General features: G+C 45.1%; 17 protein-coding genes. 5 read left to right on the forward strand and 12 right to left on the reverse strand.

Going from position 1 to position 23,674, the window contains the following annotated elements; all coding sequences use genetic code 11:
* Window positions 1-20: 20 nt before the first annotated feature.
* The 3 genes from HMPREF1536_RS21125 (at window position 21) to HMPREF1536_RS21135 (ending at window position 6,509) form a co-directional block, all read left to right on the forward strand.
* On the forward strand, window positions 21-1,985 hold the full coding sequence (locus HMPREF1536_RS21125) for a DUF3857 domain-containing protein (protein ID WP_028729171.1): 1,965 nt from the start codon (window positions 21-23) through the stop codon (window positions 1,983-1,985).
* Between the two features lie 6 nt (window positions 1,986-1,991).
* Window positions 1,992-3,743 carry a DUF3857 domain-containing protein gene (locus HMPREF1536_RS21130; protein WP_028729170.1) on the forward strand — a complete coding sequence of 584 codons (1,752 nt, stop codon included), beginning with the start codon at window positions 1,992-1,994 and terminating at the stop codon, window positions 3,741-3,743.
* A 249-nt stretch (window positions 3,744-3,992) separates the two neighbouring features.
* A complete protein-coding gene (locus HMPREF1536_RS21135) occupies window positions 3,993-6,509 on the forward strand; it encodes a beta-N-acetylglucosaminidase domain-containing protein (protein ID WP_044193111.1) in 2,517 nt (838 codons plus the stop codon).
* 57 nt (window positions 6,510-6,566) lie between these two features.
* On the opposite strand, the gene HMPREF1536_RS21140 is transcribed toward HMPREF1536_RS21135, so the two are convergent.
* From HMPREF1536_RS21140 to HMPREF1536_RS21190, 11 genes are all read right to left on the reverse strand, one after another.
* Window positions 6,567-7,829, reverse strand: coding sequence for a DUF4934 domain-containing protein (locus tag HMPREF1536_RS21140; protein ID WP_028729168.1), 1,263 nt, complete (start codon window positions 7,827-7,829; stop codon window positions 6,567-6,569).
* On the reverse strand, window positions 7,826-9,499 hold the full coding sequence (locus HMPREF1536_RS21145) for a M56 family metallopeptidase (RefSeq protein WP_028729167.1): 1,674 nt from the start codon (window positions 9,497-9,499) through the stop codon (window positions 7,826-7,828). The genes HMPREF1536_RS21140 and HMPREF1536_RS21145 overlap by 4 nt, the downstream gene beginning before the upstream one ends.
* A 4-nt stretch (window positions 9,500-9,503) precedes the next feature.
* Window positions 9,504-9,869 (reverse strand): BlaI/MecI/CopY family transcriptional regulator, encoded by a 366-nt coding sequence (locus HMPREF1536_RS21150; protein ID WP_028729166.1) that lies wholly within the window; start codon window positions 9,867-9,869, stop codon window positions 9,504-9,506.
* 408 nt (window positions 9,870-10,277) lie between these two features.
* Window positions 10,278-12,719, reverse strand: a complete 2,442-nt coding sequence (locus HMPREF1536_RS21155) for a S9 family peptidase (protein ID WP_028729165.1) — start codon at window positions 12,717-12,719, stop codon at window positions 10,278-10,280.
* A gap of 137 nt (window positions 12,720-12,856) precedes the next feature.
* Window positions 12,857-13,309, reverse strand: a complete 453-nt coding sequence (locus HMPREF1536_RS21160) for an ATPase (RefSeq protein WP_028729164.1) — start codon at window positions 13,307-13,309, stop codon at window positions 12,857-12,859.
* 55 nt (window positions 13,310-13,364) lie between these two features.
* Window positions 13,365-15,185 (reverse strand): V-type ATP synthase subunit I, encoded by a 1,821-nt coding sequence (locus HMPREF1536_RS21165; protein WP_028729163.1) that lies wholly within the window; start codon window positions 15,183-15,185, stop codon window positions 13,365-13,367.
* On the reverse strand, window positions 15,182-15,805 hold the full coding sequence (locus HMPREF1536_RS21170) for a V-type ATP synthase subunit D (RefSeq protein ID WP_028729162.1): 624 nt from the start codon (window positions 15,803-15,805) through the stop codon (window positions 15,182-15,184). The genes HMPREF1536_RS21165 and HMPREF1536_RS21170 overlap by 4 nt, the downstream gene beginning before the upstream one ends.
* A gap of 2 nt (window positions 15,806-15,807) precedes the next feature.
* On the reverse strand, window positions 15,808-17,127 hold the full coding sequence (locus HMPREF1536_RS21175; protein ID WP_007656318.1) for a V-type ATP synthase subunit B: 1,320 nt from the start codon (window positions 17,125-17,127) through the stop codon (window positions 15,808-15,810).
* An 8-nt stretch (window positions 17,128-17,135) separates the two neighbouring features.
* The gene (locus HMPREF1536_RS21180) at window positions 17,136-18,893 is read right to left on the reverse strand and encodes a V-type ATP synthase subunit A (protein ID WP_028729161.1); all 1,758 of its coding nucleotides are present in this window, start codon (window positions 18,891-18,893) and stop codon (window positions 17,136-17,138) included.
* A 2-nt stretch (window positions 18,894-18,895) separates the two neighbouring features.
* On the reverse strand, window positions 18,896-19,765 hold the full coding sequence (locus tag HMPREF1536_RS21185) for a DUF2764 domain-containing protein (RefSeq protein WP_028729160.1): 870 nt from the start codon (window positions 19,763-19,765) through the stop codon (window positions 18,896-18,898).
* Between the two features lies 1 nt (window position 19,766).
* Window positions 19,767-20,357, reverse strand: a complete 591-nt coding sequence (locus tag HMPREF1536_RS21190) for a hypothetical protein (protein ID WP_007656315.1) — start codon at window positions 20,355-20,357, stop codon at window positions 19,767-19,769.
* Window positions 20,358-20,514: 157 nt separating this feature from the next.
* On the opposite strand from HMPREF1536_RS21190, the gene HMPREF1536_RS21195 reads away from it, so the two are divergent.
* Window positions 20,515-21,018 carry a GNAT family N-acetyltransferase gene (locus HMPREF1536_RS21195; protein ID WP_028729159.1) on the forward strand — a complete coding sequence of 168 codons (504 nt, stop codon included), beginning with the start codon at window positions 20,515-20,517 and terminating at the stop codon, window positions 21,016-21,018.
* Between the two features lie 439 nt (window positions 21,019-21,457).
* Window positions 21,458-22,567 (forward strand): family 20 glycosylhydrolase, encoded by a 1,110-nt coding sequence (locus tag HMPREF1536_RS21200; protein ID WP_028729158.1) that lies wholly within the window; start codon window positions 21,458-21,460, stop codon window positions 22,565-22,567.
* A gap of 34 nt (window positions 22,568-22,601) precedes the next feature.
* On the opposite strand, the gene HMPREF1536_RS21205 is transcribed toward HMPREF1536_RS21200, so the two are convergent.
* Entirely contained in the window at window positions 22,602-23,576 is a 975-nt protein-coding gene (locus HMPREF1536_RS21205) for a PstS family phosphate ABC transporter substrate-binding protein (protein WP_028729157.1), read from the reverse strand.
* Window positions 23,577-23,674: the final 98 nt, after the last annotated feature.

A 23,674-nucleotide genomic window follows, 5' to 3' on the forward strand; every position in this document is an offset into this window, starting at 1 on the left:
CATTTAAAAACACTATACTTATGAGGTATTTTACACTTACCGTATTATCATTTCTAACCCTCTCGTCCGCTTACGGACAGAGTGGAGAAAGTTGCCGGTTTGCACCGGATCCGACGCTTCAGAAGCCGGAAGTATATGCCGGATACGATTGCGTAAATCTGCTGGACAGTACATCTGTAACCGTACAACCGACCGGTTCCGGCTCATTTTCTGTCTGCAAGACAATTAAGATCCAGACTCCCCAGGGAGCAGTCAGCAACCGTATCATCAAATACGACTACGACCCGCTGACAGCTTTCGCCCGGTTCAAGAGAGCCACCGTTTACCGTGCTAACGGCGATGTGATCAATCTGGATGTCACCCAGGCTTGCGATTATGCAGCTCCTGCCCGTGCCATCTATTGGGGAGCCCGCCAGATCATGCTCGAAATAGGGCAACTGAATCCTGGAGATATTATCGAATACGAGATTGACAAGAAAGGTTTTACCTATGCCCTGCTGGCGGATGGTGGCGACGACGAATCACGTTTCATCCCTCCTATGCGTGGACAGTTCTATGATATCGTGCCTTTCTGGGTAACGGAACCGACCGTTCGCAAAGTATATAAGGTATCCATTCCGATGGAGAAAGAGATGCAGTTCCAGTTCTATCAGGGCGACTGTGCTTCCTCCATGCGCTACGAAGATGGCCGGAAAGCCTATACCTTCTCCACCAACGACGTAATGCCGGCAAAACGTGAACCAAATATGGTAGACCTGTTCGATGCCGCACCTAAACTGATGATGTCGTCCACACCTAAATGGCAGGATAAATCATTATGGTTCAATAAGGTTAACGAAGATTACGGAAGCTTTGCTCCACTACCCGAAGCACAGAAAAAGGTAGACGAACTGATCAAAGGAAAGAAAACGGAGATGGAAAAGATTGCCGTCCTCACCCATTGGGTAGCCGACAATATCCGCTACTCCGGTATCTCGATGGGGAAAGGCGAAGGCTACACGCTTCATAATACGAAAATGAACTATACCGACCGTTGCGGTGTATGTAAAGACATTGCCGGAACACTGATCTCTTTCCTCCGCATGGCAGGCTTTGAAGCCTATCCGGCTATGACAATGGCAGGCAGCCGCGTGGAAAGTATTCCTGCCGACCATTTCAACCATTGCGTAGCTGTCGTTAAGCTATCCAGTGGTACTTATATGCCGCTCGACCCGACCTGGGTTCCTTTCTGCCGTGAATTATGGAGCAGCGCCGAACAACAACAAAACTATCTGCCGGGCGTTCCCGAAGGTTCAGACCTTTGCCTGACTCCGGTTTCCGCTCCGGAAAACCATTATGTACGTATCAAAGCCAACAATAAACTGGATGCCAAAGGTACGCTGACCGGACAATTCACCATTACCGCCGAAGGACAGTCGGACAGTAATATCCGCGGTATGTTTACCCGTGGCTGGCAGTCGCAATGGAAGAACATGCTCGAAAGCCAGTTGCTGAACGTCTCTCCGAAAGCACGTCTGATCAGTGTCGATTATGGCAAAGATCCGAAAGACTACCAGGCAGCCCCTATCAAGATCACATTCCGCTACGAGATACCGGAATATGCTATCCCCGGAAAAGAAGAGCTTGTATTCAAACCTATGGTCATGAACAACCTGTATAACCAGGTGAAGAGCTATCTGCGTATCAATACCGACCTGGCAGAACGTCAGTACGGTTTTAAAGATGCCTGTTCACGTCTTGTGGAACTGGACGAAACGATCCAGCTTCCCAAAGGCTATACACTGCTTAATGAAGCCAAACAAGACAGCAAACAGAGTGATGCAGCCGACTTTGAAGGCTCATTGCATCAGGAAGGCGATAAGATAACGATCAGCCAGAAACTGGCACTGAAGAAACGTGTATACGAAGCCGGCGATTGGGATGGCTTCCGTTCGGCAGTCAATGCTCATAAAAGTTTCGGCGATTATCTAATTATTAAAAAGTAAAAGACAATGACTAATATAATAAATAAATTGACACTGCTTCTTTGCCTGCTGGCGCTTACGGCATCTGTATTCGCTGCATCGGAAGCCGAATACAAGAAGCTGTCGAAAGCATATACATTGAATGCAGACGGAAGTCAGGAGTTTCGTTACAGCATGGAACTTACACTCTTCACCCATACTGCTATGAACGGTACATACGGTGAGAGCTTTATCGTTTATAACCCGGAATACCAGGTACTGAAGATCAACTCTTCTTACACTAAACAGAAAGACGGGAATATCATAAAGACTCCCGATAACGCTTTTGTGGAAGTTCTTCCCCATGCAGCAGCCGATGCTCCGGCTTATAATAACCTGAAAGAAATGGTCGTTGTCCACACCGGTCTGGAGCTGGGTGCCACCATCTATCTGGATTATACGCTTACTTCCAAACCGGGTTATCTGCCGGAACTGGATATCTACGACGAACTGTTGCAAAGTTCTCCGGTAAAGGAATATACCATCAGCCTGTCGGCTCCGGAAAGCAAGCCTTTATTCTACACGTTGCAGAATAACAGCACCAAACCAGCTGTCTCCACAGCCAACGGCATGAAAACAGTTACCTGGAACCTACGTAACCTCCCGGCTTCTTCCCGCGACCCGTTCGTATCGGCTGCCAATGGCGATGTTCCTTTCCTGACAGCTTCTACTTATGCTTCTAATGGCGATGCCCTGAAAGCCTTATATACACAATTCACTCCCGCCTCTGATGTACAGTTGACAGCTATTGCCGAAAATATCACGGAAGGTAAAAAGAATGATACGGAAAAAGTACAGGCTATCCTGAAACATGTAAATGAGAACCTGGGATATAGTAGACTTTCATTACCGGACGCCGGATACAAGATCCGTTCATCCAGTGATGTGATCTATTCTGCCTACGGAACGGAAGCCGAAAAGGCAAACCTGTTGAACGGCCTGTTGAATGCAGCCGGTATCAAAGCGGAAGCAGCCGCCATCTATCGTGTAAAAGCCGATCCGGCCAGTTGCGGACTGAATGCCGTAAGCGGATTGGTGGTTGTAGCTAATGCAGACGGAAAACAATATGTCATGTCTCCTGCATCCAACAAAATGGCCGTCTGGAACGGTATCACTCCGGTAATAAGCTTGACAAATGCCGGAACTCCGGTAGCAGTCAATACACCGTCAGGTGACATCGATTATAAGGTAACGCTTTCTGTTTCTCCGGAAAAAGCAGATGCACAAGTGAGCGCTACGATCGGTAATGCTTACCTACCTTATTACGGTTCTTACCTGTCGACTTTTGCTGGTGGAGACAAAGAGGCCACCGAAGCCAAAACGCAGAACGGCACAACGATCTCTTATAAGGTATCGCAGAACCTGGAAACCAACAATGGCTATGTAATGGTATCGCTGCCAGACGCTCCCGTCAGTCTGGCTCACAGCTATTACTGCCAGATGAACAGCAGCCGCAAAGACAATCTGCTGTTGCCATGCAAAGCGAACGAGCATTATACATATACCGTTCAACTACCGGAAGGAATGAAACTTTCCACACCGGAAGCCGTAAAGACAATAGAGAACGCAGCCGGTAAAGTAGTTATCTCCGTCAAACAAAACGGCAACACCGCAGAAGTGGAACGCAGCCTGCAACTGAACAATCAGTTATATACGCCTGCACAGTTCACCAACCTGCGCAGCCTGCTTACCGAGTGGGGAAACACATCGAACCGTACTCTGTTATTGTCTATCAACTAAATAGAGATAGTTTAACTTATCGAATATACTCTCGGTAGATATCCGCAACCAGGACTATAGTCCTAACAGTTCCAGCACTACAGTGTTAATAGTATCGACACAGTAGTGCTGGTATTATTTACACAATAGTGCTAGAAGCATACAATTACTATCCTGCCATCAGTCTGATAAATATGTCGTTCCATCCTTGTTTATTTACTGAATGTTAATAACTTTACCCTCATAATTAATTTATAAAACCGTTGATCTATGCAAAAACTATCTAATCTACTCATTACCCTGTTACTATGTTGCCTACCGGGGATTAGCAATGCCCAGAGCCAGTATCCGGACTTATACCCGCAGCCGCAACATATTGTAATATCCAACCAGCAATATAAACCGGTCGGGGGATATACGTTACAGGGAATCAGCAATCCGGATGCAGATGCCGTCAAGTTGCTGAAAGAAACACTGCCTTTTGCCCAATCCGGCAAATCTTCTCCGCTGGAGATAAAGATGCTGAAAGCAAAAACACCCGAAATGGGACGTTCAGGAGCTTACATCCTCGATATCTCTAAAAAGAAAATCACCATCGAGATCGTAGATGGCCGCTCCCTGTTCTATGCCGCCCAGACACTGAAGCAACTGATCAGCTACAATGATGAAGGGAAACGGACACTCCCCCTTTGCACCGTCACCGATTATCCGGATGTTCTTCACCGAGGTACAGTGGAAGGTTTTTACGGTACTCCCTGGAGCCATGCCGACCGTATCGACCAATTGCGTTTCTACGGACAGTTTAAAATGAACACCTATATCTATGGCCCGAAAGACGATCCTTTCCACAGTGCCAACTGGCGCGAACCGTATCCCGCCGACCAGGCTAACCAGATCAAAGAACTGACAGCCGAAGCTGCCCGTAACAAAGTCGACTTCGTTTGGGCCATCCACCCGGGACAGGATATCAAATGGAATGTAACCGACAGCAACAACGTAATCACCAAGTTCGGACAGATGTACGACCTGGGCGTACGTGCCTTTGCCGTATTCTTCGACGACATTTCCGGTGAAGGAACAAACGCCGCCAAGCAGGCAGGACTGATGAACTTCATCCAAAAGGAATTCATTGAAAAGAAAAACGATATCCAACCGCTCATTATGTGCCCCACAGAATATAACCGTTCATGGGCCAAAACAGATTATCTCGATATTCTGGGAGAACAGTTGGATCAGGCCGTACAAATCATGTGGACAGGTAACCGTGTAGTAGACGATATCACACTCGAAGGTCTTGAATGGGTAAATAAACGCATCCAACGCCCCGCTTATATCTGGTGGAACTTCCCAGTGAGCGATTATTGCCGCGACCATCTGCTGATGGGGCCTTCTTACGGCCTGGATACCCAAGCATCCAATGCGATGTCAGGTTTCGTTGCCAACCCGATGGAACGGGCAGAAGCATCGAAAGTAGCCTTATTCGGTGTTGCCATGTATAGCTGGAACATCCATAGCTATGATCCGCAGTTTGCCTGGGAAAAGGCCTGCGAATACCTGATGCCCAGAGCTGCTATTGCCTTTAAAACCTTCTGCGAGAATAACAGCGATCCGGGACCTAATGGCCATTTATACCGCCGGGAAGAATCAGCCCGTTACGAAAAGCAAGCGAACCGTTTCCTTACCAGTTATCGCAACGGCTCTTTCGGCGAAAGAGATGGCAACCTGCTGGGTGCCCTGTTCGCACAGATACAAGCAGCCCCCGAACTGATCTATAACCAGGGAGACAACAAGCGGCTGATCGAAGAGATCAACCCCTGGCTTATGCAGTTCGAACTGTTGGGAAGATGCGGAACAAATGCCTTGCGCATGGCTCATGCCTGGTATGAAAAAGATCGTCAGAATACCTGGCAACGTTTCCTGGAAGTGTCGGCCGTAATGGACAGCATGAAGCTCATCAACCGTACTTTCAATCAGAACCCGTACCAGAAAGGTGTAAAGGTCGGTACAAGAGTTCTTATGCCGCTTATCGAAGGGTTATACAGACAGACAAGCCGCAACCTGCTTTCTACAGCCGATATGCCGTCTAACGAGATCAGGGTCAGTACCGCTTCCGTCATCACCAATATCGACCAACTGAAAAACCAGCCCTGGTCGGAAGACGAGAATCTGATCGCATACGTTCCCATGCTTGAAGTGGTAAAGGTCGAACCTGACCAGTATCTCGGCCTGGGATGGGAAATACAGAGGGATGCCGAGTCTTTCACGTTCAATCTACCTCAAAGCAATGTGGAAGGACGCGTATTCGAATGGTCGGCAGACGGCAAAACATGGACTCCTCTTTCCGATATACCTGCAGACCGGACAAAATTCACGGTCACTACAATTCCTTTGAATGCTCATTTCGTCCGGATGCGTAATAACTCCGGCAAACAAATGGAGCTGAAGGTGGCTTCTTTCTCCGTTAAGACCAAAGAAGCTCCGGAAATAAATGAAGCCCTGATGATGTACGACCTCAATCTGAGTACTTATAAGACACTGAAACCGGGTGAAAAGGTAGAAGTAAAGTGCGACGGTGTAGACAAGTATATCGAATTCTTCTTATCCGGCAACAATGAGAGTATGGTTTCTATCTCCGGTATCAATAAAGACGGAGAAGACAATATGCTGTACTGCGGATATGTCGGTTACGTAAAACTGAATAAGATCTCATTTGAAGATATACAAACACTGACAATCACTCCGGTAGGCAAGACTCCGGTACAGATTCATCAGATTGTCAGGGAATAGATCATTTAAGCAAACAATAAAAAGAGCCGCAAGTGTCAATACTTACGGCTCTTTTATTTATTTCATTATTACAACTATCGGATTATCCTCTTCTCCTATTCGCTTCAATTCTTTTACCTGTTGCGGGATATCTTGATCATCCTCATGTTCGTCAAACCATTCTGCCACTTCTCCGGCCGGAAGTAAACCTATATATTCTCCGGCAGAAGAAACGGTCATCGGCCGTAAAGGCATGAAACTTGTAAGGTCATCTTTCATTCCGTCAGCATATAAACCGACCTTAACTTCTCCGGTCGATTTGGTAACAACAGCATCATGCAAAACAGCTCCATGAAACAGCTTCGTAATAAAACGAATGATCATCCGGTCTTTGCTTTCCAATATCTGTGTTATCAATGCGGCATTGTCCTTATTCTTCATATAGCGGTCGGAATACTCCCAATGGTACTTTCCTAAATCAATGATGCTTGAAGGAACAATGGTAGTATCTTTCACCTGATAGATCGTATCATTGTAGGCTTCCTTGAAGTAGAGATTCTCATTCTGACGCCATAGGCTCGTATTATCAGGGAAGGAAATACTTCCGGTTTCCGGTTCTTTATAATTAACGATAACTACCCCAGAGTACGCTGTCGGACCGAACAGTTTAATTCCTTCCTCATTTTTAATAACCGATATAGAAGCTATATTGGATGGATCAAACGGTTTATCATCGGCAGCAATTGTCTGAAACGATGTTATTGGTTCATTATTCTTAAAGAAGAGAAGTGCACTTCCGTTCGCTCCCAAAATTCCTTCTTTATGACCAACAAATATTTCATCGGTTAGATAGTTGTAGGATGCAGCCGCATACCCCTCTGCTTCAAATGGGATCTTAATTTTTTCTTTAAACAATCCTTCCTGGTCATAACAGACTAATTCATTGTTCCACCCCCAAAAATAGATATCTCCCGTTTCATTATTTCCCCAACAATATACACTGCTGTATCCTTCAGGGTCATTCCCTACATGTCCGACTTGCTTTATAAACTTGCCGGTCTTATCGAACATCAAGCATTGCTCTTGATTAGTTGAAATCAATATCTTATCTTTAATGAGCTGTACGCGAGGAGCTGTTCCTACCAGACAACTGTCATTCGTTTCCAACGCCACATAAGATACTTGTTTAAAACAGTCGGAAGCCTTCAATCCGGAAGGAGTGTCAAGAGCGACTCCTACAGGGATTACGGTTACTTCTCCATCCGCTGTTTTACTATCATTACACGCTGTTAGAAAAAAACAGGCGGCAATTGCGGCCTGATATAAACAGGTCTTCATCATTTTATTTTCTTTGATGATGCATACTTGGTCGTAATCAGGATTACGCCGCTCCTACCCTCGTCTCCATATAGCTTAACCGATGTTGCATCTTTCAATACACTTATCGACTCGATCGTATTCGGGTCGAGTCTTGACATTGCATCATCAGCCGCTTTTATACCATCTATAAAAACCAAGGGTTTTTCTTTAACCGAGACACTTACGGAATCCCTCTTCATCACCTTTATGTTCAAAGGATTGCCAGGATCACTCATCGAGCCAAAGCCTACCACGCGCACTTCATCCTTTTTCACTTTGCCGGATGCTATCCCTTCTTTTGTTACTACGGAAATAATTCCTTTCTTATTTTCAGCGTTATGCTTCTTCAATACCTCCAGGCTATTCTCTTTCTTAATGACACCGAAGCTTTCGATATTTTCGGGTGAGATGCGGTCTAACTCGTCGTAGGTGGCGGTTTCGTTATCGATAAGAATCAAATACTGGGAAGTTTCCACCCGTTGCTTGCCTTTTCTCATTCTCTCTTCCGACGAGTGGGAGAAATCATCCAACTGCTTCTGCATGGCATCCTGCAAATCTCCCAAAGAAACCTTTTCTACAGGCTCCTTTACCTCCCGGACACTATCTGCTACTTTGGAGACCTTAGGGATTACTACAGCCACTTTCTCTACTGCCGGTTTCGGTGGAGACACTTTTTCCTCGCGGACAATTGCCGGTTCAACTTTTTTAGGCTCGACAACTTCCTTAACCGGAACAATTTCGCTAATTTTGGCACTTGAAATCTTTTCCAGTTCACGGGAGATTTCGGGACGGGCAAAAGCGACCACTGCAACAGCAGTCAATGGAAGTACATACAGGTACTTCAACCGTGCCCACGGACTTGATTTTTGTTTTAACATCATAGTAATTCGTTTTTTTAGTTTACTGTGATTAAAGCTGTTGGCCATAGAAGTGAAGCGCTGTGAACCAACAGCTTTTTTTATTAATAATAACTGATATTTCTTTGCTTCGACACCGTTACTGATAACATTCTCGTCTGCTTCGTATTCATGGATGTTCTGCAATTCCTGCTTCAACAACCAGACAGCCGGATTAAACCATTGAAGAACGACACAGATACTGCAAACCAGCATATCGATGGAATGACGGGCACGGATATGTGCCATCTCATGCGTCAGTATCTCCTCCCCGCCTTCCTCCATATCTTTCCGTGAAATAACAATATGCCCCATCCAACTGAACGGACTGATATTTTCGGCCGTTACGACTAGCTTTTTCCCGTCCGGGAGCAGTTGCTTCTCTCCTTTCCTTATCGTCCGGTATATCCATAAGGTTGAATAAAGAAAACGTCCGAAGAAGAAAAGGCAACCGACCAGATAAACGACAAACAGCAACGGCAGCCAGAAAGAGTCTCCTGTCTGTACTTCTACTTCCGTTTGCATCTGTGCCATTTGCAGAAGATATTCCAGGTTCTGCATCGGACGTTGCAAGGCAACAGGTTCTTCTGTCATAATACGTATAAAAGGTATAACGACAGACAGGATAATCACACTTAAAAGGGCAATACGGTTAAAGCGGTGAAACGTTTCGCGGCTTAACAACAGTCTGTAGAACAAGTAAAAGGTAGCCAGGCATACAGACGATTTAAGGATATAAACAAAGAAATCTCCCATAATTCTACTTTTTATTAGCTTGTTCCACTTCGTCCAGCAACTGCCGGAGTTCATTCACGGAGATCTCCTCCTCTTTGATCAGGGAAGATACGACACCAAGATAGGAATTATTAAAATACTTGGCAATGACATTCTTCAATGTACCACTGCTATATTCCTCTTCGGTGACAGCGGCATAATACTGATAGGTATTACCAAATGTATTATGTGCCAGAAAACCTTTATCTTCCAGCCCGCGGACAATAGTAGAAAGCGTATTGAAATGAGGCTTGGGCTCCTCATAATATTCCAGCAATTGCTTAACAAACAAAGGGCCTTTCTCCCAAAAATACCCCATAATCTCTTCTTCTTTTGCAGTTAGTCGTTTCATAATTCCGATTGTTTGCAACAAAGTAACTAAAACTTTTAGTTTCCGAACTAAACCAATTAGTTAATAAACTAAAAGATCTCGTTATTCTTTATATTCATCTTTTTATATCTCATTTTTCTCTATTTATGTTCCATTCTTGCTGCTAAATACCTACAGTTTCAAATAATTTTTATATTTGAATCCTCAATAAGATATTGAGAATCATTTTCTCCAAGATGTACGCTCAAAAATTAAACTAGATTTGATTTTTAACACCAATACACCTTAACCCTTTTCTGTTATTTCATCCGTGAGGAGTTAAATAACGAATGTCTATTTATGTAACAAGAGGGTTCCACATCAGATGCGGAACCCTCTTAAATATTTACCCAAACAAAACATAGTCTAATCAGACTATCCTTTGTAAAATTACCGTTGCGGTATATCCACCGACTTATCCGATTTTCCCAGCAGATGTTCTGAGAAATAATCGACCATACGCCAGTAGAAGTATTCGTCCATATCACCGAAGCCGTGGCGTTGCTGTGGTAACAGCAGCATATCGAAACGTTTGTTGGCACGGATCAGGCCGTCTACCACACGCATCGTGTTACCCGGATGGACGTTGTTGTCGATATCACCGTGAACCAGCAACAGATGGCCTTTCAGTTGTTTGGCCAGTTCGGGGTTGCTCTTGATGCTATATGTAAAGGTCGTATCGCCTTTTTCCGATACCACTTCTTTTACACCATGATGCGTTTCACTCCACCAGCGGTTATAAATCTTGTTGTCATGGTTTCCGGCACAGGATACAGCCACCTTGAAGAAGTCAGGATATTGCATAATAGCCGCCGTCGACATAAAGCCGCCGCCCGAATGTCCGTGAATACCGACACGATGGATATCGATGAACTTATATTTATCAGCCAGCTGGATAATAGCCGCTTTCTGGTCAGCCAGTCCGTAATCGCGCAGATTACCGTATCCGAAGTTATGATACCATTTCGAACGGCTCGGATGACCGCCACGGTTACCGACCGATACGACAATAAAGCCAGCCTGAGCCAGACGATCAGTGCGGACACTCATGCGGGTAAATGGATAACGGGTTGCTTCTACCTGCGGGCCGGGATAAACGTAATCGATAACAGGATATACTTTCGTCGAGTCGAAATCGAACGGTTTATACATCACGCCATACAGATCGGTCACCCCATCCTGTGCTTTTACCTTAAACGGTTCCGGGAACTGATAACCGGCAGCAAACAGTTGTGAGAAGTCGCTTTCCTCCAGTTCCATCACCTTCCGGCCGGTATTGTCCAGCAAGTCTGTTTTCGGTACGGTGTTGATACGGGAGTAGTTGTGGACAATAAACTGGGCATCATCATCTATCCGGACATCGTGGAAGTAATCACCGGTAGAAACCATTTGCAGGCCGCTACCGTCGAGGTTGGCGCGATAAAGATGTTCGTAATAAGGGTTTTCGTCTTTTTCTCTTCCGTTGGCAAGGAAATAAACAACGCGTTTGGCTTCGTCCACCTTCACGATCTGGTCTACATGCCAGGGGCCGGAAGTGATACGGTTCTTCAGATTGCCTTTATCATCATAGAGATAGAGGTGCGCCCAACCGTCGCGTTCGCTCCAATGGATCAGCTCTTTGCCATTGTTAACGGCGGCCAGCGGACGGACTTCGATATAAGTATTCATACGTTCTTCGATGATCGGGCGGATAGAATCTTCACCGATAGTATAAGTACAGATGTCGATCCGGTGCAGGTCGCGGCTGGAACGGGTCACGAAGAAACGGTTATTGTCGCCCAGCCAGATACTCGGCAGTTCTTTCATATCGCGCTGTTTCTGCAGGCGGGGCTGATAAGCCATACGGATAGTCTGGTCTTTAAAAGCCCAGGTATCGATCTCCTTGTACGAGTCGTTGCTCATATCGAACAGATACAGGTGGCTGATCGGTGCTTCCTTCTCGCCCGGCATCTGATATTTATAAGTTTCCAGTGTAGGACGAGGAGTTGCCATCGCATTGATCACCCACAAGTCTTTTACTTCGCGACTATCGGAGATTGAAACGGCGAAATGGCGGGAGTCGGGCGACCATAGCAGGTAGCCAGGACTCTTTCTCTTACCGTTGCATAATGTATCTGTATTCAGAATACTGTACGGCTGGCCGAAACCGAAGTCTTTTACACCGGTTGTAGTCAGCTGTATTTCGGTCACTGTACTGTCTTTATCGTCTTTCTTTAGTTTTTCGTAATCTTCGCGCGACATACGGTACAGGTTCAGGTCTTTGGCATAGACAACGGTTTTGCCATCCGGGGAGATGGAAGCCCAGTCGGGATATTCCGTATCCTTCTTTTTATCTGCCAAATGAGTCAATTTACGTGTCGGGTAATCGTAGGAGAAGTAAAAGACCTCCTTTTTTGTTTTGTTATCCTTATCCGTAGTGTCTTTCTTTGCATCCTGCGAGGAAGTCACCTGGAAAGTAAAAGTACGTCCGTCCTCACCCGCTTCCAACTTCTGGATCGGCAATTGTTGAGCGATATAAGGATCTTTTACGATCTCCGTCAGTTCAGCCGCCAGCTTATCCTGATCGAACAAAGGACGTTTTGATTTAGCTGAAGGATTAACTACATACCAGACATTTCCGTTACCGGTCTTGTATTCATACCAGAAGCAGTTGCCGGCCTTAAACCAATGCGGATCCACCGAAGTAGAGAACAGCATAGTCGGTAATTTGTCCCCGGCAAAGCGTTGAGCTTGTGTATAGCCCGGCAGCGGATCTGACGCTGAATTTGTTTGCGCACTTGCACCAAAACAAAGAAGAAGTCCTGACGCCAATAAGAGTAGATGTTTTTTCATGTTCTATAAATTATGTTATATTGCTTGCTTTCATACAAAAGTATATAAATATTTTGTTTCTCAAATGAAAGAATAAAAAATCCCCTGCTCTATCGGCTGATAAAGCAGGGGATTAAGATATTGTTAACTACTTACTATTATACCGGAAGAGTACCACCGATCAGGATGACAACCAGCAAAGCGAGGATTGCATACAATTCGGGGAATACGGCCATTACCATTGTTGCACCGAAAACGTTATGACCGGCACCAACGCCAGCGATACCATTCGCACAAACTTCTGCCTGGCGGATAGAAGAAAGCAAACCTGCAAATCCTAATACCAGACCGGCACCGAATACGGCTGTTGCATTCAACATCGTGATGTCTGCAACCAGGAATTTCTGCATCATGAAATAACCTACGAATCCGTACAAACCCTGTGAAGAAGGCAACGCACTTAATGCGATGTAAGTACCCAGTGCATCCGGGTTCTTCTTCATTGCTCCTACTACTGCGTTACCGCAGATTGTTACACCATAACTACTGCCGATAAAGGTTAAACCTGTCATCAACGCAATACCTAGATAAGCTAATAAAATTGGTTCCATAATGAAATTTGTTTGTTTAATTATTCTTTTGTTATTATTTTAAATCACGTTTTGTTTATGCTTTCTTGAAAGGTTCGTACGCCTTACCGCCACCTTCAAACTCTGCATTCTTATAATACTCTACGAAGATCAGACGAAGCGGGTGAACCAGCGAACTGATGGTACACAAACCGATGTTGATCGCATGGCCGACCAAAAGGATCAACAGCATACAGATCACACGCAATACGATGTTCATTCCTTCTGTCATATCCACAGCCAGCGAGTTGAACACGCCACCCAGGATCGCACCGGTCAAACCGATCGCGAACAGACGGATATAAGACAAAGTATCACCCAGCAGTCCGGAAGCCATATTGTAAGTATTCCACAGACCTGTACCGAAGTTCAGGAAGATATTCTTGCCCGGCGTATTGTAAAGGAAAGCAACCAGCAATCCAAGCCCGGCGATTACAAGGAATACATTTTTCACCATTTCGGGCAGTTGTACATCCAGCATCGGCAAGCCGAATACGAGACACAACGCTAGGATAATAAATACCCATGCCAACGGTGCAATACCATATTTCTTTCCTTTCTGCGACATGATCTTCAGCGCAGCGATTGTCTTTCCGAAGAGGATCTGCACCAATCCGATTATGATAGAGAACGTCATCAGGTTGTCGCTCGATACAAAGTAGTCTTTTACCGAAGCAAAAGCAGGTATGTCGACCAAAGCGATACCGAAGAACGAACCTGTACACGTACCGACGATCAGCGCCGCCAATCCGAGATACTGGAACAGACTCAGGAACGGCTTGAAGTCCGGATTGACTTTCCGTTTCAGGATCGTACAGACGATCATAACCAGTAAACCGTATCCGCCGTCACCGAAACAAAGTCCGAAGAACAGCATAAAGAACGGGGCAAAGAATGGTGTCGGGTCGAACTCGCCGTAGTTAGGCAAAGAGAACATTCTCGTGATCGGCTCGTATAGCTTGGCAAACTTTCCGTTCTTCAACAGGATAGGCACCTTGTCACCTTCTTCTATCTCCTGCGCCTGGTAGAAATAATTATCCTTTTCCAGCGCTTCTTCCATTGCCCGGGCTTTCTCGGTCGGAACCCAGCCTTCCAGCAACATCAGCTTTTCCCCTGCCTGACGGTCTGTCTGCACCAATACATTCGACAGATTGAACTCGTTTTGCAGGTTCTTATCGAACAGGTCGAGGGTATTATAATCAGTTGCCGCCAGTTTTTTTATTTCAGCATCCAACGCTTTCATTTCCTGCAGCAACAGATCAAGACGCGCATTCAGTTTCTGCAAACCTCTGTCCGGCATCTTCGGACGCTCCGCATCTATATCAATCGGAGTTCCGACTTTCGTTATAGTAAGGAAATAAGTAACCGACTGGAAGTTATTGATCAACACAGCATTGTACTCATCCCCCCATTTCGGCTCATATTTAGCAGTCGGACAAGTCCAGAACGTAATGTCATATCCGGCTTTCTTCAAGCGGTTGAAGTTAGCCCAACTGAAATCACCCCAGATCTCCATATAGGCAATATCCTTTTCAAGGGATGCCTTTACAGACTGAAGCTGTACTTTCTTGTCCTGCAATTCCTCTATCTTCTGCAACAATTTCAAGCCGGCTTTCTTATCCAGCTCGCGAGCCGGTGCCAGTTGAACATCTTTAGTTGCCGCATTCAATCCCTTGAAATAGCGCATCAACAGATTGATACGTTTACGCAAGGCCAGAATATCCTGAAGTTCCGCATTATCGAGAATAGACTTGTTTTCCTTCACATGCACAACACCCAATTCGCGCAGTTGTGCCAGGAACGTATCATATTCCTTATGATATACCATAAAGGCATATTTACTCATCTTTACTATCATACGCCAGCCTCCTCTTTTTGTTCTTTCGCTTTACGCTTTTCCTGATTAGCCCGCATGATCTTCTGTGACGACTTGGACAGACTCTCTTCGTCTTCCATAAATCGTTTCACTTTCCGGATCGCATCCTTATAGCCAGGGATCTGTACCTTCTCAAAAAGGTTCACTTTCTGAGTAGTCTTTTTCCTGGCATGCTCCAACAACTCCAGCTTCATTCCCGAAAACTCGGCTTCTATCCCGGTACGTGCCAACTTCTTCAGCAGCTCGACACCATCGGTAAACCAGGCAGGGGAATTAAAGAGACTGTAATGTCCGATCTCGAAGACAATATCATCGAGGACGGGAACGATTACACCGGCAATCTTCTTTGTGGAAAGCGTTACATCCTTCACTGCGATCAGTTCGGGAGAAAACTCGTTCCATAAAGCCACCATGTTCTCGTAGCTTTGTATCTCCTGTTCCAGCTGAAGTTCCAATTTCGTCACTTCATCCTTGGTACGCTTCACTTCGATACGCAACGCACTTTCCTTGCTCTTGATCGTAGGCAGGGAACGCTCGCGCATCTTCAGTTGCTTTTCCAGTTGCTGAAGAGAGGTTTTATTATATTGAAACTTTATTGCCATAATTATTTCTTCCAGTATTTGTCTACCAACTCTTGCTTGATATTCACTTCAGCCGGCTTGAAGTATTCGCCAAACAAGCCCCATGCCACGTCGAGCATTTCGGTTGTATCGAGGTTTACATCGATAGCCAACAGTTTTTCTGAATAATCCTTTGCAAAAGAAAGCGTACGGTTGTCGTAGTCTGTCAGGTCGAAACCGTTCTCCATCTTTGTCTTTGCATTGGCAGCATCGGCATACAGACGGACGGCGGCATTCATCACCTGCGGGTGATCTTCGCGTGTCTTCTTTCCTGTTACCAGCTGTTTCAAACGTGACAAGCTTCGGAACGGGTCAACGATAACCTTACCGACATCACTATCGCGGCGCAGGTATAACTGACCTTCAGTGATATAACCGGTATTATCAGGCACAGCGTGCGTAATATCGCCACCCGACAGGGTTGTTACCGCAATAATGGTGATAGAACCACCGGCAGGGAACTGTACGGCTTTTTCGTAAATCTTTGCCAAATCGGAATATAACGAACCCGGCATAGAGTCCTTTGAAGGAATCTGGTCCATACGGTTCGATACGATTGCCAGAGCATCTGCATAGTTGGTCATGTCGGTCAACAGTACCAATACCTTTTCGTTCTTCTGTACAGCGAAGTATTCAGCCGCACAAAGTGCCATATCCGGAATAAGGATACGTTCTACGGACGGGTCTTCGGTTGTATTGATAAAGCTCACGATACGGTCGAGTGCGCCGGCGTTGCTAAATGTATTTTTAAAGAACAGGTAGTCGTCATTGGTCATACCCATACCACCGAGGATGATCTTATCCGATTGGGCACGCAGGGCTACCATTGCCATTACCTGGTTGAAAGGCTGGTCAGGGTCAGCGAAGAACGGGATCTTCTGACCGGTTACCAACGTGTTGTTCAGGTCAATACCGGCGATACCCGTAGCGATCAGTTCAGACGGTTGTTTACGACGCACCGGGTTTACCGACGGACCGCCGATCTCCACTTCCGTTCCTTCAGGGATAGGGCCACCGTCGATCGGATCACCATACGCGTTAAAGAAACGTCCGGCCAACTGGTCGCCTACTTTCAGCGTAGGCGCCTTGCCCATGAATACTACTTCGGCATTCGTACGGATACCTTCCGTACCGGAGAACACCTGCAACGTAACCTCGTCGCCGATGATCTTCACCACCTGTGCCAGCTTGCCGTCTACGGAAGCCAGCTCGTCATACCCAACTCCCGTTGCTTTCAGCGAACAGGTAGCTTTCGTGATCTGGGTAATCTTCGTATATATTTTTTGAAATGCTTTTGTTGCCATACGTTCTGTTATTTTTCCATGCGCTCTGCGAGCAGGGCGTCAAGTTGATCGTTGAACTTCTTAAACTGGTCGCTTTCGTATTCGGAATAGTTCATCTGCTTGAAGACGTTGATCATCTGTTTGAAATATTCCATTACTTCAAGGAAGGTGTCGAAACGGAATTCCGCATGACAGATCTTCACCACCTTATCCAGCATAAATTCCTGACGGGCTAGCGGTGTCACAGCATCGATCGCGTCGAAAGCATCCTGTTGCAGGATCACGAAGTCGATCAATTCTGACTTCCAGAAAGTAACATGGTATTCCACCGGTACACCGTCATCACCCAGGATGTTGATCTGTTCGGCGATTTCCTTACCACGCAACATACGGGTCTTGATCTCGTTCACCTTGTCGATCCATTCCGGAGAGATATGCTTGGCGATATATTCCTGGAATTCGGGATATTCCAGATATTTCGAATAACTGTCGATAGGGTTCACAGCCGGATAGCGTTTACGGTCGGCACGTTCCTGCTCCAATGCGTAGAAACAGCGGGCTACCTTCTTCGTATTTTCTGTTACCGGTTCCTTCAGGTTACCACCGGCCGGCGATACCGTACCGATAAAGGTTACCGAACCTGTCTTTCCATTGTTCAATTCAACGAAACCTGCACGGGCATAGAAGTTAGCCACGATAGCAGACAAGTCCATCGGGAACGCATCCGGTCCGGGAAGTTCTTCCAGACGGTTGGACATCTCACGCAACGCCTGTGCCCAACGGGAAGTGGAGTCGGCCATCAGCAACACTTTCAATCCCATGCTACGATAATATTCAGCCAGTGTCATGGCGGTATATACAGATGCTTCACGGGCAGCCACAGGCATGTTTGAAGTATTAGCGATAATGATGGTACGTTCCATCAGCTTACGTCCTGTATGCGGGTCGATCAGTTCGGGGAACTCGGTGAAGATTTCCACAACCTCATTCGCACGTTCACCGCAGGCAGCGATAATAACGATATCGGCTTCGGCCTGTTTGGAGATAGCGTGCTGAAGCACGGTCTTACCCGTACCGAACGGACCGGGGATAAATCCCGTACCGCCTTCTACGATCGGGTTTACCGTATCGATCGTACGAACACCTGTTTCCAACAGTTTGTAAGGACGCGGTTTTTCTTTGTAACAGGTAACAGCCCTTTTCACAGGCCAACGCTGTATCATATTCACATCAATGTCCTTACCTTCTTCGTCAGTCAGAACGGCGATCGTCTGATTGATGGTATATTGTCCGGCTTCCGCCAGGCTCTTTACGGTAAAAGTACCTTTAAATGTGAAAGGCACCATGATCTTGTGCGGCTGGAAGTTTTCGTCCACTTCGCCCAGCCAGTCACCTGCGGCCACCTGATCACCCACTTTCGCCAGCGGTTTGAAGTCCCACAGTTTATCGTTATCCAGTGCAAATGTATATTCACCACGTTTCAGGAACACGCCGTCCATTTTATCCAGGTCATTCTGCAAACCGTCGTAGTTACGCGACAGCATACCCGGCCCCAATGTTACTTCAAGCATGTGCCCTTCAAACTCGGCTTCGTCACCTACACGCATCCCACGTGTACTTTCAAATACCTGAACAAAGGCATCCTTACCTATTACTTTAATAACCTCCGCCATCAGCTTCACGCCTCCTACGGAAATGTAACAGATTTCATTTTGAGAAACCGGCCCATCCACCTCTACGGTTACCAGGTTGGATACGATTCCTTTTACAATTCCTTTCGTAGCCATAATTATTTATTATTGTTTCTTTTAAATTCTTCCAACGCATTCTCACTACCGTGCTTCATTGCTCCTACTATTTCGCGGAAGGTCTTTTCGCCCGTCACCTTATCCAAGGTAACCCAGCGTTCGATCATTTCCAGCTTCAGCAAGTAGGCGAATACACTTTCTATATCGAAAGTTTTGAAGAACGTATTATCGTCCAGCCATTTCCATTTCAGCAAATCCACTTTCTTTTCACGAGCCATCAGATCCGGCTCTTCGGCAATGCGTTGCAGGTCGGGCAGATAGTCCACCGTATCTCCCAAGCCAAAATCACGGGCATTGGAAGTACGGATAGCTTCGGCTACCTCGTTGTTTCCCACTATATATTCTGATTTATCAAATCCATACTTACGGCAGGTAATAGCGGTCAGCATGTTGTTGATATTGAGGTTCAGTTCAAACCAGCTGCGGATAAAACCGTTGCTGCATTTCATCGCATATTCGTAATAAAGGGCTGCCAGACGGTCTTCCCAGGAGATCGTTTGCTTTTCCTCTTTTTGCTGGCTATCCAGGTATAGTTTGAAGAACTCGATGAAGTAAGGGGGTATCTGTTTATTCTTAGGCGGTTTCTCACCATCTTTCAGAGCATCAAACAGACTTTTGTACTCGTCGTATGTAATACATCCCTTCTCGTCCGGGTCATAGTCCGGATATTTGGAGAAAGCCAGCAGGTTCTTATTGTCAAATTTGAGGAAAAACAAGTCTACCAGCTTCTTATCACGGGACGTAAGAATACCGTCCAGTTCCTTCCTGAATTCAGAAACGGAATAGGTCAGCTTGCTATCATCCAATGATATATTTGGGAGTCCGGCTATCAGACAGTAGTATTTACTCATATCAGAACAACATTTCTACCAGTCCGGGACGCAGGAATTCTTTGAAGAATGCAACAAATTCGTCTTCCCCGAAGCTTACTTTATAGGAACCGTCGGCAGGAACAATAGTAAAGCCGGCATTCTTTCCGCTTACTTTCTCGATCTTCACGCCGCCGTCCAGCAATGATTTGGCATTTGCCTCGAAATATTTGGTTAATGCGTCCGCATCGGCAGTCTGGATCGTGATCGCTTCTTTCTTAGCCCATTCTTTAGCCATTTCCAGAATAACTTTCTGCATGAAAGCGGTGTCAGAAACGATCGCTTTTACATTCGAGGAAGTAATCTTTCCGGTTATGAGGTTCACAACTTCGCTCTTCAGCGCTTCTACGGCCTGGGTTGCGAACAGCTTCAATTCGGCTTCTGTATTCTTTTTCAGCTCGGCAGCTTGTTTCTGTGCCGCTGCAACAATACGTTTTGCTTCTGCTTCCGCTTCGCTAACAATCGCTTGTTTCTGAGCATTTGCATCGGCAATGATCCGTCCGGCTTCTTCGTTCCCTTTCTCTACACCTTCTTTGTAGATCTTGTCGGTCAGTTCCTGAATCTTTGTATCCATTTCTATATAATTTATTAAATTGTATTTTTCCCAGATATTAAACGCCCACAAAGTTATTCTTTTTCGTGAATAATCATTGAAATAAATGTAAAATCAATCTAAAAAATGAAACACTATAAATTAATTTTTAATTTTGTTGGTCTAAAAATCGCATTATATGTTCTCAATTAGAAAAGCTACTACAGATGATTGTCTGTTAATCAGAAACTTGGCTTCCAAAATATGGGAGCCAACCTATGGTTCTATCCTCTCCCGTGAGCAACTCGACTATATGTTTGAGATGATGTACGCCCCGGAAAGTATTCTTAATCAGATGAATGAACTTCATCACGAGTTCTTCATTATTTACAAGGATGGTGAACCATCCGGCTACCTCTCTATCGAGACGGTAGAAAAAGATTTATACGAGTTCCAGAAGATCTATTCGCTCCCCTCTTTGCATGGTTCGGGTATCGGACGTTTCATCATCGAACAGGGAGTCGCTTACCTGAAAACGATTCATCCGGGAACATTCACCGTCGAACTGAATGTGAATCGCGAGAATCCGGCTGTCGGCTTCTACAAGCACATGGGCTTCCATGAACATACGACACGCGACTTCCACATTGGCAACGGCTATTATATGAATGATTATATTATGCGGATGGAAGTGGCAAACTAACAATTTGTAAGTCTATACAAGCTTATAAATTACAATATTTACACCCCTATTATTTACTATTTAAAACGTGACAGACAAAAGCGCGCATTTATGACAGAATACAAACGTTGATTAACAATCCATAAACGCCACTTACAAGACATTACTTTGACAGCGGTTTGCACAGCCTCTTAAATATAGAATTAATATTTAATATAATAAATACAAAGGGGAGAAACTGAAAAATTGAAAAAATAGCCTTTCAAAAAAAAGCATAGGACTTTACAGAAGTTAAGACCTGACTTTTGATTTCAAAATAAGGGACTTTTAAAATCAAAAGTCAGGTCTTTTTTTCAAGGGAAATAATTGCATGTTAAATCCGAAAGAATTATCTTTGGAATGTGCTAAATTATAATCAGTTACAATGATATTTGCACAACTAATTTAATACTTAAATTCCATGAAACACTTCATCACAATCGTATGCCTTTTGATTTGTATAACAACCAACGGCATTTTCGCACAAACAAACGTAAACCGGCTAGACAGCATCATCCCTGTCAGAGGATTGGCAATAGCTGCCCCATCCGTACAGAAAATGGATGTTTTCCTGAAATTTATTGAAGAAGAACTTGCTCCCGGACATTTCAACCTGATTATCCTACGGGTTGACTGGAATTATGCTTACGAGTGTCATCCTGAACTGCGTGATCCCAACCCGCTTACACTTCAGGATGTAAAACGAATCGTCGCCACCTGCCGGAAGCATAACATACGGATAGCACCGCAGATCAACCTGCTAGGCCATCAATCATGGGCCGAAACAACTTATGCCCTGCTCCGCGAATATCCGGAATTTGATGAAACACCGCATGTAGATACGAAAAACTATACCGGATGGCCTAACCCGGACGGTTTATATTGCAAAAGCTACTGCCCTCTCCATCCGGATGTGCACAAGGTCGTATTCGCTTTGGTTGACGAGCTGACGGAAGCATTTGAAACAGACTTGTTCCATGCAGGTATGGATGAAGTCTTTTATATCGGTGACGAAAAATGCCCGCGTTGCAATGGACGGGACAAAGCGGAATTGTATGCGGGGGAAGTAACGAAAATACAGAACCACCTGTCTCAACAGGGAAAGCGGTTGATGATATGGGGTGATCGCCTGATAGATGGGAAAACAACAGGTATAGGTGCGTGGGAAGCCAGTATGAATAATACCCATCGTGCTATCGACCTGATCCCGAAAGAGGTTTTCATTTGCGACTGGCATTATGAACGTCCGGTGCAAACGGCTGTATATTTTGCCATGAAAGGCTTTGATGTCGCCACTTGTCCCTGGCGCAAACCGGATGTTGCCCTCAAGCAGTTGGACGATATGAAACGTTTCCGCCAGCAATCCGGAGCACTGATGAGCAACCGTTTCCAGGGCATTATCGAGACTGTCTGGTCGGGAGCCGACGGTTTTCTGGAAAACTATTACAAACCGGAAAGTGGCCAACAGGATGTGTCGGAAGCGGCTACTATCAAAAAACTGATCGATGCTTACAAATCGATGAACGAATAGAAAAATCCCCCGGACAAAATAAAATGCGTGCCTATTAATTAGGCACGTACCCACTTTCACTGATTACACGTTTTCCAGCTTCCGTCTGTAACCATTCATATAATTTGTATGTCATTGAATTATGATTCATATCGGAACGTATGGAAACGTAAACATTGGCAACAAACGGATAAGTCTTGTTTTTTATCGAATTTTCATCTGGAGAAATTCCATCTATCGCAATCGTTTTTATATTGCCGGCTCCCACTGCTTCACGAATAATGTATTCTTTGTAATAATGCGGTGAAAAACAGATCCCATTCTGAAAAACAGATAGTTCTGAATATACCGATGCCATCGTCGAAATAACTTCATCATCCGTATAACCAACCTCCCAATCAGGCATTTCTGCATTCCCCATCACAATTTCCTTCATCATTTCCTGACTGCCGGAATTCGGGTTTCTGATAAACGGCTTTATTGTTTCATTATCACCACCGAGTTTATTCCAATTCGTAATATTCCCACCATAAATATCCTGAACCTGTTTAACTGTCAGCGAATTGATCGTATTTTGCTTGTTGACCAGAAAGTCCAATGCATCCAAAGCAATGGGTGTTTCTATTAATGATACACCTAAGTTGTCGGCATACGTTTTTTCATCCGCCGACATTTTCCTTGCCGAAATAATCATGTCGGTTCGATTATCTATTAAATTAATAATTGCATTATGTGTTTGAGATGATTTTATCCGTTCTTCAAAAAAGTTATCCGGAATTTCTTCCCCGATGGGTTCTAAGCGCCAAATACCATTTCCATGAGTATAGGGTCGCCATTCATAACCCCAACCTAATAATTTACAGGCGATCAATGTATTCAATGGCTCTGTTGAGCTTGAACCATCTATTCTGGGATAATTGTCGACGGTTATTTCGTTTATCTCCAATAATCTATCATCTTCCTTATTGCAACAGACAAGGCCAATGGTTAGCAAAGCCAGAAATACTCCGAATAAATATTGTTTTTTCATGAATCCTTATTTTTAAATGGATATATAAACACCCTGCAATATAGCAATTTTTCCTATTATATTACAAAAACAGAGTGTAACGAACGCTGATTCAGCTA

Source organism: Parabacteroides gordonii MS-1 = DSM 23371, assembly GCF_000969825.1.
Classification (GTDB): Bacteria; Bacteroidota; Bacteroidia; order Bacteroidales; family Tannerellaceae; genus Parabacteroides; species Parabacteroides gordonii.